Here is a 13,483-nt window from a genome sequence, read left to right on the forward strand (position 1 = left end):
CGCTTGCGCGAGAGATGCTGCACCGCTGTTCAGCTGTCAAACCGGATGCCATGGCTTCCGGCCCACCCCTCGTGCGCACGCGCACGAATCCGGCGAAGGATGAGGGGTTCGGTGTCTGTTCTGCTGCCCGCGGCCCAGGACCCTGCGCTTCCGCGCCGCCTGTGCACTGCCGAGACAGTGATCCTGGCGCGCGCCGAGCGCGCACCGGAATGTGGAACTGAACTAGTCTACGGACCGCCCGCGCGTGTCGCAAACCCGGGCGTGTCGCGTGCGGCGTATCCTCAGCAACTCTTCCCCGAACGCGACGACGCCGCCCCCGATTCCCCGGGGACGGCGCCGATCGTCGGACGTGATGTCAGGCGTTGCCGATGTTCTTGTCGACGTTCTCGCGGACCTCGTCGACCTTGGCGTGCTGCTCGGCCGGAACGACCTTCTTGATGGCCTCGGCTGCACCGTCGAGGATCTTGTCGCTCACCTCTTCGGCCTTCTCGCTCTTGAGCGCCTCTTCGATCTTGTCGCGGTTCTCGTCGAGCAGCTTCTTGCTCTTGGCGATGATGTCGTCCACACCCATGGTGATCCCCCTCGCTGACGGGGCCGACGGTGGTGTCGGCCGTGCCCTCATTCTGGAGGGACCGCCCGGCGCGGGGAAGCCCCTTCCGGTCAGTGTGCGGTCTCGCCCGGCGCGACGACGGCGCGGAACGTGCGCAGGAGGATGACAATGTCCTGCGTGAACGACCAGTTCTCGACGTAGTAGAGGTCGAGGCGCAGGGAGTCCTCCCACGACAGCGTCGAACGCCCGCTGACCTGCCACAGGCCGCTCATTCCCGGCTTCACGAGCAGACGACGGTGAGCGGCGTCGTCGTAGAGCTCGACCTCGGCTTGGCGCTGCGGTCGGGGACCGACGAGGCTCATGTCGCCGAGCAGCACGTTGATCAGCTGAGGGAGCTCGTCGAGCGAGTACCGGCGCAGGATGCGCCCGACGCGCGTGACGCGCGGGTCGTTGGCCACCTTGAACAGGGGCTTGTCGGTGGTGCCCTGCTGGTCGAGCAGACCAGCGAGCTGATCATCGGCGTTGGCCACCATCGAGCGGAACTTCAACATGCCGAACGGTCGCCCGCGACGCCCGATGCGCTCCTGCGAGTAGAAGAGGGGCCCGGTGCTGGTGAGCTTCACCGCGACCGCGACGACGATCATGACGGGCGAGAGCAGGAGGAGCAGCAGCGCGGAGCCGACGATGTCGAAGGAACGCTTCGCCATGCGATTGATGCCCTCGAGCTTGGGGAAGGAGACGTGCACGAGCGGCAGGCCCGCGACGGGGCGCGCGTGGATGCGGGGGCCGGCGACGTCGGTCAGCGCGGGCGCGACGATCCACGCCACGTCACGGTCGGCCATGGCCCATCCGAGCTCGCGCATGGCCTGCGGGTCGAGGTCGTCGGCGCCGGCGACGATGACGGTGTCGGCCTTGACGCTGTCGACCGTCTGCTCGGCCTCGGCGTACGAGCCGAGGACGGGGACCGATTCGATCTCCGCCCGGGTCCCGCGCTCGGTGACGGCGCCGACTATGTGGTAGCCGGCGCGCGACGCGCGCTGGATGGACCGGATGACGTGCCCCACCTTCGCGCGCTCGCCGATCACGACGGCGCGGTGGACGTCTTTGCCCTGCAGCTGTCGGCGGTGCAGCCACCGGCGCCAGAGCGATCGCGACACGATCAGCAGCACCGCACCGATGGGGAGGGCGAGGACGAACAGCGATCGAGCGAGATCGATGCGCAGGAAGAACGCGATGACGAGAGCCAGGCCGAACGCGAGGAGGGATGCCCTGACGATGCGCTGGTACTCGGCGAACCCCTCGCTGACTGTGTGGCGGTCGCGCGAGTCGACGACGTCGAGACAGATCAGCCAGATGATGCCGAGGACGACCAGCGCCAGCGCGTACGAGATGCGCGGACCGCCGTCCCAGGCCACGGGGAGGCTCAGCTCGGGCAGCGCGAGGAGGGCGTAGATCGAGAACGACAGCGCGATCACGAGGGCGTCGCTGTAGAAGAGCCTGCTCGCGTAGCGCTCGGGCCACCGGGCGACGCGCTTGCCCGATGGGCGGTGGTCGCCCGCCCCGGGGACGGGATTCTGCGCGTCGTCGACCCCGGCGCCGGGTACGGCCGAGGATGGATCTCGATGCTGCGTTGCCGGTGCGGTGTGTCGCGTCACGATGGGCTCCCATGTCGTCGGCAGACGTTAATCATACGTCGCGCTAAGCACTCCCCCAGGCTCGCGGCGCGACGGTGGCGGACCAGCCCGCGGAAATACACCTCACAGACGAGGATCCCGCACGTTACGCTCACCCCATGTCCTGGGGGAGAGAAATGAACACGACGCGCCGTCGAGCACTGCTCGGCATCGCCGCAGCGGCCACGGCCGTCACCGTCGCCGCACCCGCTCAGCGCGCATCGGCGGCCGACCCCGCCGACGTCGTGACCAAGCAGCAGGTGCACGGTGTCCGCAACGTCCTCGAGTTCGGCGACTCGAGCATGACCGATGAAGCACGCCTGCGCCTGGCGCTGTCGAGCTTCGTCTCGTCTCGCGAGGAGGTGCGACTGACGATCTCGCGCCGCATGGTGATCACCGACACGATCACCGTGGACACCTCCTACGTCTCGCTCGACTTCACCCAGGGCACCGTCGACGCCCGGGGGGTGAAGAACAAGCCCGCCTTCGTCTTCACCGGCAGCAGCAACGCCGGCTACCCCAACACCCGTTGCACCGTGACGGGTCTGCGCATCCTCGGCCCGGGCTCGGCGGCGACGACAGCTCCGGGAGTCGTCTTCGAAGGGACCTCCACCACCGACGTGCGCGGGGTCGGGATCTTCGGCATGGAGCTCTCCGGCTTCGCGACGGGGATCGAGTTCCGCTCCAACGCGTTCCTGCTCAGCTTCTTCAACTGCCACGTCTATCGCTGCAACGTGGGCATCTCGATGCCCGGAGGACTGCGCAACTACGGCGAAAACATCAAGTTCATCGGCGGCGGCATCGGCACCTGCGATCTCGCGGTGCAGAACTCCAACCCCGACGGCAACTTCCACCTGATCTCCACTTCGATCGACTTCTGCCGACGTGCCGTCGAGGCCCTCGCCGGCGGTGTCTTCATCGATGCCCCGCACATCGAGTTCAACGAGACGGGGGCGCGGTCCACCGACGCCCACTTCGTCACGGGCTCCGACTCGAGCGCGAAGATCATCTTGACCAGCGGCCACATCTTCTTCCATGAGGACCCCGTGGCCCCCGCGATCTTCGAGACCCGCAACCCCAGCTGGGGTGGCGGCATCCACCTCATCAGCACCGCCCTCATGCGCACCAGCACGACCTCCGGCTTCCTGTGCGGCGGAACGGGTCAGATCACCATCAGCGATCCCGTCGTGTACGACGGGGGCGCGTCCGGCTCCTCCATGGGCGCTCTCATGCCCAGCCCGCAGGCCAACGTCCTCGTCGACGGCAGCTTCGAGCAGAGCACCGTCGTCGAGGCCTACGTCAACAACACCGACCGGACGTCGCGCACGGCCAACCCGGGCATCTCCCTGCGCGTGGCCTCGGGCAACCTGGTCGTCAAGAGACTCAGCACCACCAAGCCCGGCACGGTGGCATTCGACGTGCCCGTCGCCTTCGGCAAGCTCTACGCGATGGCCATCACCTTCGGCTCGACGACCTCGACCGGTTCGCTCGAATTGATCGAGTCGTTCGTCGCCCTCCGCGGCGAGACGACGGCGGGAGTGCCGAACGTGCTGCGAAATCAAGCGCGGGGAGCCACGTCGATCCCTCTCAAGACGATCGCCGGCACGGCCAACTACCGGCGCGTCTTCGGCGCCGGCACGTGGGACCGCCGTGCACCCGCCTGGGCCACGCACTTCCGCCTGCGGTTGCTGTTCGACAAGACCGGGCTGGGTGAGACCCAGATCCAGGAGATCGTCATCACGGCGTTGTGACCGCGACGCCTCGTTCACTCGGGGCGTTCAGCGGCTGACCCTTGAGCCCGCCCTCGGGCAGCAGATCGGTCGGCGGCGCCTTGGCGGTCGGCGTCGTGGCGAGCAGGGCCACCGCGAACCAGATGGGCAGCACCGTCCACGACGGCGCGGCGTTCAGACCGACGGCGACGAACACCGCCATCGCCAGCACGCTGCGGGGCGATCGCAGGTTGCGCAGGATCAGCGTGAGGATGAGTCCGATCAGACACGCGACGGCGACCACGCCGACCTCGGCGAGGACCTGCGCGTAGGCGTTGTTCGCGATACCGCGGTTGCCGATGGCCGCCGCGGTGTCGCTGAACGTATCGTCCCAGTACCCGTACCGACCCGGGCCCACGCCGAGCCACGGGAAGACCTCGGACATGTCGATCGCTCGCTGGATGGACGACGTGCGGTTGTTGAGCGAGTACTCGATGCTCGCGCCGAGCGATGCGTCGCTGATGAGGCCGAGCTTGCCGAGCTGGCGCGTGATGTACACCGCGACCACGTCGACGGTGGAGACCACGATGATCCCGACCAGGGCGACGAAGGCCAGGACGCCGACGACACGACCGGCCGGTCGCAGCACCGCGACGGCCAGCACGCCGACCACCACGCCCACGAGGGCGACGGTCGACTGCGAATACAGGAGGCAACCGGCCGCGGCGGCGACGCCCCACCAGTCGCGGCGACGGAGAACGACGAAGAGCGCGATACCCGCGAAGAAGCCGAGGTAGTTGCCCTCGAGGAAGGGGCCGTTGCGCGGGAGACCCACGCCGTACGCGGCACCGATCTGCACCGTGGCGTGGACCTCGCGCAGGATCGACGCGGCTCCCACGAAGTACAGCGCCACCTGCAACAGGCTCCAGGCCGCGGCGAGCTTGACGGCCACGCCGAAGCCGCGGGCGATCCAGTCCGGTCCGAGTCGCGTTCCGGCGAAGTAGGACAGGACGATGACGAGCGCCGCGTAGACGAAGTACAGCAGCATGTCGGCGTTCATCCCGCGCTCGTACCCGAGTGCGGTCTCGCGGGGCGGGCCCATGATCAGCCACAGCGTGGTGGACAGGTAGACCAGGGCGAGCAGGGCCCACTGCAGCGGCGCGCCGAAGTACCGCCGACGCTCGCCCGTGCGCTCACTGGTCATGTAGAGCACGACGGCCAGGATGCCGGTGATCTCACTGATCTTCAGCGGGAATCCGGCGTCGAGGGTCAGCGCCTGCTGAAAGGGCACCGCGCACACCGCGATGAACATGAGCTTGGACGCGAGAGTCGGGGGAAGGCGCTCCGCCAACGCTGCTCTCACATCACTCACCGCGTCAGCGTACCCAACCGGGCGCGGATCGGACGAATGACGCCATTCGCATCAATGCAATGACGTCCATTGCACATAAAGGCGCCCGACGTGGGAGCACATAGACTGGAGGCCATGACCGAAATGCCTGGCCCCGGCCATTGCTCGGGGACAGATCGGTGAGGGTCGTCTTTCTGAGCCACACAGCGCCCAGTGGTGTGTTCCGTGTCGGAAGCCACCATCTTTCCCGCGAGATCGCGCGTCTCGGACATTCCGTGGCGCACGTCGCGACGCCCGTGTCGCTCGCCCATCTCGGAAAAGCGATGCGTGATGAGGACGTGCGCGCGCGTCTCGAATCGGCGCGCGCCCCTCGGTCCGACGCCGATGGGGTCCGTCAGTTCGTCCCCCTCGTCCCCGCACCGCTCGGCTCGGTGCCCACCGCCGTGAACGAGGCGCAGTTGCGCCTGACAGGTCCCTGGCGTCGCCGCCGTCTCGGTGCCTTCCGATCGGCCGACGTGGTGTTCGTGGACCAGCCCCTGCTCGGCCCGGCGATCGCGGACTTCCCCCGGGCGGAGATCATCTACCGTCCCACCGACGCGCACCACGACCCGCGCGCACGTGCGGCCGAGGTGCGGCTGCTCGAGCGGGCCGACGGGATCTCCGCCGCCTCCGCCTCGACCCTCGAGCAGGTCACCGCGGGCACCGGATGGACGGGACCCTCGACCGTCATCGAGAACGGCGTGGAGTACGACCGGTTCGCTTCCGCGGGTGACGGTGGAGAGCGGTCGGGTGTCGTCTATCTGGGCGCCCTCGACGCGCGCTTCGACTGGGCTCTCGTGGCCGACCTCGCCCGGGCGCTTCCCGACGTGTCGTTCACCATCGCCGGCCCGCGCCCCGCGGTCGTCCCGGCGCTCCCCGCCAACGTCGCCCTGGTCGGTGCCGTCCCGTACGCGCAGGCGCCCGCGCTGCTCGCCCGTCACGCCGTCGGACTGCTCCCGCTCTCGGACCACCCTGGGAATGCCGGTCGCAGCCCGATGAAGTACTACGAGTACCTCGCCGCCGGTCTCTCCGTCGTGGCGCGCTCCTCCGACGAGCTGCGCCGCCGCGCCGACACGAACGTCCACCTCTACGACGACGTCGTCGGCGCCGCGCGCGCCGTCACCTCGGCCGCGGCGGCCGGCGAGGCCGAGCGCGCAGCCGGGCGTCGCGCCGCTCAGGGCATGGGCTGGGCCGACCGGGCGAAGCGTCTTCTCGCCTTCGCGGACTCGGCGCACAGGGGTTCGGCGACGTGAGCACCTCCTCTGCGCCGTTCTCTCGCCGCCGCTCGATCAAGAGCGGCGTCTGGGCGACGATCCAGCAGTTCGTCACCCTGGGCAGCACGGCCATCACCGGCATCATCCTCGCGCGCACGGTCAGCGTGTCGGATCTGGGGGTGTTCAGCTTCGCGACGAACCTTGCCAGCATCGGCACGGCGATCCTGACCGCGGGCCTCGCCGGTATCGCCATCAAGGCGTTCGTCGACAAACCGGCATCCGCCCATCGCACGATGACGGCGCTGATCCTCATCCGCGAGTTCTTCGCGATCCTGGCGTACCTGGTGCTCCTGCCGATCTCGGCCCTGGTCGGCGACGCCGCCGTCGTCGGGGCCACCGCGATCGCGCTGCTGGTGCTGTTCGCCCGCGCCCTCGACGCCAGCGAACTGTGGTTCCAGGCCCAGGCGCGCAGCGGAAGTACCGCGCCGGTGCGCATCGCCGTCGTCCTGGTGATGCTCGGCATCCGACTGGTCCTCGCCTTCGCGGGCGCCGATCTGATGACCTTCGTCATCCTGTACGTCGTCGAAGCGGTCGTCGTCTCGAGCCTGCTCCTGGTGCGGTACGCCCGTGACCGCGACTCCCCCAAGTTCGCCAAGCCCGAGATCGAGACCCCGCGCGCGCTGCTGGGCAGCTCGTGGATCCTGATGCTGGCGAGCCTGGCCACCCAGATCAACTCCCGCGGCGACGTCGTGGTCATCCAGGCGCTGCTGGGCAGCTCGGCCGTCGGCCTGTACTCCGCCGCGGCACGCCTGTCGGAGATGGCCTACTTCCTGCCCGTCGTGTTCATGACGGCGACCTTCCCCCGCCTCCTGCAGGTGCGGCGGGAGTACGGCCAGAAGAGCCGGCAGTACAAGCAGGAGCTGCAGGCCAGTTACGACCGCGCGTTCTGGGCCGGGGTGCTCATCGCCGTGGTGATCCTGCTCATCGGCCCGTGGGTTCTCACCACCCTGTACGGCGCGAAGTACGAGGCATCCGGTCCCGTGCTGCAGATCCACGTGCTCGCTCTGCCGTTCGTCTTCATGGCGGCGGTGTTCAGCAAGTTCATCATCGCCGAGAACGCACTCTTCGCCTCACTGACCAGAAATACGCTCGGCGCCGTCCTCAACATCGCCCTGAATTTCCTTCTCATCCCGCATTGGGGAATCCTAGGAAGCGCGTGGGCGACGGTGTTCTCGTATTTCGTCGCCTCGTACCTTTCGTGTTTCGCGACGAAGACGACACGTGTCGCGGGCGTTCAGATGACGTTGGCGTTCATTTATCCGCTCCGACTCCTCGCCTCCGCCGTGCGCGGAACGCGAAAGAAAGGCAGCCATGAAGAAGAAGCTCCGTAAGGCCGCAGGTCGTCTGCGGGAGCGCCTGCGCGTTCGCCTTCGCAAGGGCAACGCCCTCGAGCGCTCGATCTACTTCACGTTCTGGAGCGACGCCTACCGGCGCGAGCGCCTCGTGGTCGCCCGCGGCAACCAGGAGTACTGGCGTCGTCTCGAAGACGGCAAGCTCGAGTTCCTCCTGCGCCGCAACATTCACATGGCTGAAAAAGGTCTCACCATGCGCCCCCGGCGCGAGACCTTCGCCGTGGCGTACATCGAAGAGACCGTGACCCTCGCCGGCCGTCTGACGCAGGCGATGCCCCCGATCATCTCGGCCGAGGTCGAGCTGTGGGCGCGAGAGGTGCTCGAGCGCTACTTCGAGGCGACGGCGTCGAGCTCCGACCCCACGATCGCGCGTGCCCGCGAGAACTTCGGCCGCATCTCGTGGAACATCGAGCGCGACAACGTCAGCGGCCCGCACGCCCCCTTCGTGGATGCTCCCCCGGTCGAGATCGAGGCCCTGACCGCGCTCGCCAAGCGCCGCAAGTCGGTGCGCTGGTTCGAGCAGCGCCCGGTGCCGCACGAGGTCGTCGACAAGGCCATGCTGGTCGCCGCCGAGGCCCCCACCGCGTGCAACCGCCAGCCGTTCTCGTTCCGCTTCTTCGACGACCCCGAGCAGGTCGCCAAGGTCGCGAAGGTGCCCATGGGCACCGCCGGCTACGGACAGAACCTGCCCGGCATCGCGGTGATCGTCGGCGACATGTCGGCCTTCATCGACGAGCGCGACCGCCACCTCATCTACACCGACGGCTGCCTCGCGGCGATGTCGTTCATCCTCGGCCTGGAGTCGCAGGGTGTCGCGTCGGTCTGCATCAACTGGCCCGACATCGCATCCCGCGACGAGAAGATGAGCCGCCTTCTCGGCCTCCAGTCCCACGAACGGGTGGTCATGCTGGTCGGCTACGGCTACGCGGACGAGCAGGGCACGACGCCCTACTCCGCGAAGCGCCACCTCGACGCCCTAAGGAGCTACAACTCGCTATGACCGCTGAGTGGATCGAACTGCGTGGCGTCAACACGCACAACAAGGGCGCCCATCTGATGATGATCGCCGTGGCGAATCGACTGCAGGGTCGGGCGAAGCTGACCGTTTCGCCGAACGGAAGCGATTTCGACGACCGCGGAGCTCTGGGCTTCCACCAGACCCTCCTGCTGAACCAGCTGCCCGCCGTATCGGGTGCCGTGGGCGGTCTGATCCCGGGCTCGGTCAAGGACGCGTTCGGCCTGGTCGCCTCGAAGGACGTGGGTGGTGTGCTCGACGCCGCCGGCTTCGCGTACAGCGACTCCTTCAGCATCCAGCGCAGCAAGCGCGAGGCAAAGATCAGCGCGGCCTGGAAGAAGCGCGGCGTTCCGCGTGTCTTCCTCCCGCAGGCGTTCGGTCCGTTCACGAACCCCGAGCAGGCGAAGTGGACCCGCGAGCTGCTCGACGGTGCCGCCCTCGTCTACGCCCGCGACCGTCAGAGCCTCGACTACGTCACGGCCCTCGGTGCCAAGACCGAGGTGCGCCTCGCCCCCGACTTCACCATCGGCCTGAAGCCCGGCAGCATCCCCTCGCCCCTCACCGGCGAGTTCGGCGCCATCGTGCCCAACGCGAAGATGCTCAGCCACACCAAGCTCTCGCTCGAGGAGTACACCCAGTTCCTCGCCGACGGTGCGGCGGAGTTCCGCGCTCAGGGGCTGCGCGCCGTCGTGGTCGTGCACGAGCACAACGATCGCGCCCTCGCCAAGGCGCTGTCCGAGCGCAGCGAGGTCGAGATCTTCGAGAGCCCCGACCCCCTCGTGCTCAAGCGCGTGCTCTCGGACGCGCGGATCGTGGTGGCCAGTCGCTTCCACGCGCTCGTCAGCGCCCTCTCGTCGCGCACGCCCGTCGTCGCGCTCGGGTGGTCGCACAAGTACGCCGAGCTCCTCGAGGACTTCGGCGCCGGTGCATGGATGACGGACGGGTCGGATGCCATCGCCGCACGCATCCGCCACACCCTCACCGACACCGAGACCGCCGCCCGCCTGGACGCGCGGGTGCCCGAGCTGCTCGCGCAGAACGAGCGCATGTGGACCGAGGTCGAATCGGTCCTCGGGATTCGTTCGTGACCGCCGGGAGCGGCCCGTCGCGCCTGCGCGTGCTGATGCCGTCGCGCTTCGTCGACCGTCACGTCGGCGGCAATACGACCTACGCACGGTACATCGCCACGGGACTCGAGGCCCGGGGGGTGCCCGTCGGGCGCATCGCGGCCGCCTCGCACCCGATCGCGACCGCCGCGCTCGAGACCGCCGCGGGTCTTCGCCGGCATGCCGCGGGCGATGTGCTCCACTACGTCGGAGACACGGGGCCCCTGCTCGGCACCCGGACCCCGACCGTGGTCACGGTGCACGGCGTCGCGAGTCGGTGGATCGACGTCGCACGTCGTCCCGCGCAGGAGAAGGCCTGGCGTTTCCGCGTCGGCCGCGCGATCAGCGCCGCCGACCACGTCATCACGGTGTCGAACTCCAGCGCGCGCGATGTCGCCGAGGTCTTCGGCGTCGAGCCCGAGCGTCTGACGACCATCGAGCATGGCATCGACGTGGAGCGGTTCTCGACTCCCGTGGAGCTGTCGGCCGAGGTGCGCGCGAAGCTCCCCGAGCGTTTCGCCTTGTACCTGGGCAACATCGAGCCGCGCAAGAACCTCGTCTCGCTGGTGCGGGCCTTCGCGACCCCCGAGGTGCGCGCGCTCGGCCTGCCCCTCGTCATCGCCGGCAAGGCGGCGTGGAACGCCGACGACTCGCTCGGCGAGATCCGCGACTCCCCCGACGTCATCTCGCTCGGGTTCGTCAGCGACGAGGACCGCGCCGCTCTCATGCAGGCGTGCGAGGTCTTCCTCTTCCCCTCGCTGTACGAGGGCTTCGGCTTCCCCGTGCTGGAGGCCCTCGCCGCCGGCGCCGTCGTGGCCACCTCGGATCGCGGATCGCTCGCCGAGGTCGCGGGCCCGTCGCTGCGCCTGCCGGGTCTGGAGCCCGAGGCGATCGCCGCCGGCATCGTCTCGGCGGTCACCGACGACACCGCCCGCGCGCAGTGCCGCGCAGAGGGCCTGGCGTGGGCGAGCCGCTTCACGTGGGACGCCAGCGTCGACAAACATCTCGAGGTCTACCGGCGGGTGCTGTGATGAACCGTTCTCCTCGCGTGCTGATCCTGCACGCCTACTCCGCCGACAACGCCGGCGACGGTCTGCTCGTGCGCGAGACGCTGGCCCTGCTTGAAGACGCCTTCGGCACGGTGGATGCCACGATGCTCGCCTCGCGACCGGACAGCTTCGCCGACCTGGGCATCCCGACCTTCCCCACTGTGCCGACCCGGCGCGGATGGGACCGGCGCACGCGCGCCGTGCTCTCGCGCATCGACGACTTCGACCTCGTGGTCGGCGTCGGCGGTGGATATCTGCGCGCGGGCACTCCCGTCGAGTTGCTGAAGTCGGCACTCGTCATGGGACCGCAGCTGTGGGCGGCCTCGCGCTCGAGGACGCCGTCGGTCTACCTCCCGCAGAGCATCGGGCCCGCCCGCTTCGGCACGCGCCGCGTGCTCACCCGCCTGCTCCGCGACATCGACGTGGTCATGGTGCGCGACGACCGCACCTTCCTCGAAGTCGCGGGACCCACCCTCGTGCGCACGCCCGATCTGGCTGCGGCGTCCATCGCCGATGCCCGCAAGGCCGGCACCACGGTGGAGCCCCGCCCCGTCCTGTCGATCCGCAGCGTCCACGGTCGCATCAACCCCGACATCTACGCGCTGGCCGAGCGCATGGCGCCCTACGACGGGTACATCCAGAGCACGATCGGCGGTAACGACGACCGCCCGGCATCCGCGACCCTGAGCCCCGCGCGCACCCTCGAGCGCAGCGAACTGATGGGCGCGGGGAATGCTCCGCGCGTGGTGGTGGCCGTGCGTCTGCACGCCGCCCTGATGGCTCTGGCCGCGGGCCACTACGTCGTCCACCTCGCGTACGAGCGCAAGGGCTTCGGCGCCTTCGACGACCTCGGAATCGCGCCCTGGGTGCACCGCGTCAACGGCTTCGACGTCGACACCGTCGCCACCCAGGTCGCCGACCTGCTGAACGATGCGGCGGTGCGCGACGACTACGACGCGCGCCTGATGAACTCGTCGGCGCGCATCCGCGATGCCCGCGCGGACATCGTCCTCGCCCTGCAGAACGCGATCGGAGACTAAGTGCGCCGGTCCGACCCGGCCGACCCCTCCTCCGTGCGGCGGCGTCCGCGTGCGCGACTCGCCGCCGCGCTCGGCCTGCTCGCAGCCGTGGCCGTCGGGGCCGCCGGGTGCGTGGCGGGCCCGCCCGCCCCTCCCGAGCCCGCTCCCTCGACCGAGATCGTCGCCACGGTCGACGACGCCATCCAGGAATGGTGGGTCGGGCCCGTCGTGCAGCAGCAGTCGGACTGGTACTCCACCGCGGCGCTCAGCGAGACCGGCGAAGTCGAGGCCGTCGACATCGACGACACGGGCGCGACCTCCCGCACCGTGGTCGCCACCGCCCCGGTGGACGACCACAACGTGCCGGCGCGCATCACGATCCCCGGGCGCGGATCGCTCATGCAGTGGACGCACCACGGCACCGAGGAGGGCTTCTACGTGTCCGTCGCCCCCGGGTCGGGACGCGCCGAGACGTTCGCCGACCGCCCGGTGACCGAGATCACGGTGGGCAGCAAGGTCTCGTACGGCCAGATTCTGCACGTTCCCGATGCCCAGACCGCCGACACCGACACGTTCTGGGTGCTCCTGCGCAACGACCTCAACTGGGGCGTCGCGGAACTGGTCGTGAACTGGACCACCGGCGAGGCGAGCTACTCCGGCAAGTACCGCCGTCTGATCACGTTCCCCGAGCAGGCGTACCTCACCTCGACCTTCGACGACACGTCGGCGGGAACCGTGCGCATCGCCGCGGGGTACAACCCCGCCGTCGGTCGCAGCGAGGTCTACCTGCTCGAACTCGACCTGCGTACCGGCATCCTGACGGATCTGATGAAGCCCCGCACGACGCACGACGTCACGTCGTCGACCTACCTGTCGGCCGAGGAGCTCACCCCGGTGCTCGGCCAGACCTCCGGCACCCGCCGACTCCTCGACGTCCGTCCCTCTCCCGCCGCACCCGCGGTCCTGACCGTGGAGTACCCGGGAGACGTCTCGCCCGACGGCGTGTATACCGAGACCGCGGTCGACGCGAACGGCCTGACGACGTCGCGCACCTTCGGCAAGACGGGCGCCCACCTCGAGCGCTATCCGTGCGGCGCCGCCTACGGCGTCGACGGTTCGGTGTGGCACTGCGGCGAGGACGGGGGGAAGTCCTCCCTGTGGCGCGACGACCGGAAGATCCTCGACTCCGAAGCGCCGCTGTTCCGTCCGATGCCGACTCCGGGCGGGCCGGTCTCCGTGCTCGTCGGAAGGATCGAGCGGTACGAGGACTACAAGAGCTGGAGCGGGAGCTCACTGCTGGCCGTCGCGGTGCGCTGATCGCACGACGCGGGGGCGGATGCCGCGGG

11 protein-coding genes are annotated in these 13,483 nt (G+C 69.2%); 8 read left to right on the forward strand and 3 right to left on the reverse strand.

Features of this window, described 5'->3' with window-relative positions; genetic code table 11:
• Nucleotides 1–355: 355 nt before the first annotated feature.
• Nucleotides 356–571 carry a hypothetical protein gene (locus tag ABXS86_RS07965; protein WP_353666151.1) on the reverse strand — a complete coding sequence of 72 codons (216 nt, stop codon included), beginning with the start codon at nt 569–571 and terminating at the stop codon, nt 356–358.
• Between the two features lie 89 nt (nt 572–660).
• Complete coding sequence (locus tag ABXS86_RS07970) at nt 661–2,205, reverse strand: sugar transferase (RefSeq protein WP_353666152.1); 1,545 nt, start codon at nt 2,203–2,205, stop codon at nt 661–663.
• Nucleotides 2,206–2,360: 155 nt separating this feature from the next.
• Here ABXS86_RS07970 and ABXS86_RS07975 point away from each other — a divergent pair, with 155 nt between their 5' ends.
• Nucleotides 2,361–3,974: a hypothetical protein gene (locus tag ABXS86_RS07975; protein WP_307209108.1), complete on the forward strand. Its 1,614-nt coding sequence runs from the start codon at nt 2,361–2,363 to the stop codon at nt 3,972–3,974.
• Here ABXS86_RS07975 and ABXS86_RS07980 read toward each other — a convergent pair.
• Nucleotides 3,961–5,304, reverse strand: a complete 1,344-nt coding sequence (locus ABXS86_RS07980) for an O-antigen ligase family protein (RefSeq protein WP_307209106.1) — start codon at nt 5,302–5,304, stop codon at nt 3,961–3,963. The genes ABXS86_RS07975 and ABXS86_RS07980 overlap by 14 nt on opposite strands.
• 158 nt (nt 5,305–5,462) lie before the next feature.
• On the opposite strand from ABXS86_RS07980, the gene ABXS86_RS07985 reads away from it, so the two are divergent.
• Genes ABXS86_RS07985 through ABXS86_RS08015 form a run of 7 tightly spaced genes read left to right on the forward strand, consistent with a single transcriptional unit; the run spans nt 5,463 to nt 13,454 of the window.
• The gene (locus ABXS86_RS07985) at nt 5,463–6,575 is read left to right on the forward strand and encodes a hypothetical protein (protein WP_409988242.1); all 1,113 of its coding nucleotides are present in this window, start codon (nt 5,463–5,465) and stop codon (nt 6,573–6,575) included.
• Complete coding sequence (locus tag ABXS86_RS07990) at nt 6,572–7,927, forward strand: flippase (protein WP_353666154.1); 1,356 nt, start codon at nt 6,572–6,574, stop codon at nt 7,925–7,927. Before ABXS86_RS07985 ends, ABXS86_RS07990 begins: the two co-directional genes overlap by 4 nt.
• A complete protein-coding gene (locus tag ABXS86_RS07995; RefSeq protein ID WP_144829746.1) occupies nt 7,908–8,948 on the forward strand; it encodes a nitroreductase family protein in 1,041 nt (346 codons plus the stop codon). The genes ABXS86_RS07990 and ABXS86_RS07995 overlap by 20 nt, the downstream gene beginning before the upstream one ends.
• Nucleotides 8,945–10,051 carry a polysaccharide pyruvyl transferase family protein gene (locus tag ABXS86_RS08000; RefSeq protein WP_307209100.1) on the forward strand — a complete coding sequence of 369 codons (1,107 nt, stop codon included), beginning with the start codon at nt 8,945–8,947 and terminating at the stop codon, nt 10,049–10,051. Before ABXS86_RS07995 ends, ABXS86_RS08000 begins: the two co-directional genes overlap by 4 nt.
• Nucleotides 10,048–11,100, forward strand: a complete 1,053-nt coding sequence (locus ABXS86_RS08005) for a glycosyltransferase family 4 protein (RefSeq protein ID WP_353666155.1) — start codon at nt 10,048–10,050, stop codon at nt 11,098–11,100. The genes ABXS86_RS08000 and ABXS86_RS08005 overlap by 4 nt, the downstream gene beginning before the upstream one ends.
• Nucleotides 11,100–12,158 carry a polysaccharide pyruvyl transferase family protein gene (locus tag ABXS86_RS08010; RefSeq protein ID WP_353666156.1) on the forward strand — a complete coding sequence of 353 codons (1,059 nt, stop codon included), beginning with the start codon at nt 11,100–11,102 and terminating at the stop codon, nt 12,156–12,158. The genes ABXS86_RS08005 and ABXS86_RS08010 overlap by 1 nt, the downstream gene beginning before the upstream one ends.
• Complete coding sequence (locus tag ABXS86_RS08015; protein WP_353666157.1) at nt 12,159–13,454, forward strand: hypothetical protein; 1,296 nt, start codon at nt 12,159–12,161, stop codon at nt 13,452–13,454. It begins immediately after the preceding gene.
• The last annotated feature ends 29 nt before the right edge of the window (nt 13,455–13,483 follow it).

The sequence above is a fragment of the Microbacterium sp. che218 genome (genome assembly GCF_040436305.1).
GTDB lineage: Bacteria > Actinomycetota > Actinomycetes > Actinomycetales > Microbacteriaceae > Microbacterium > Microbacterium algihabitans.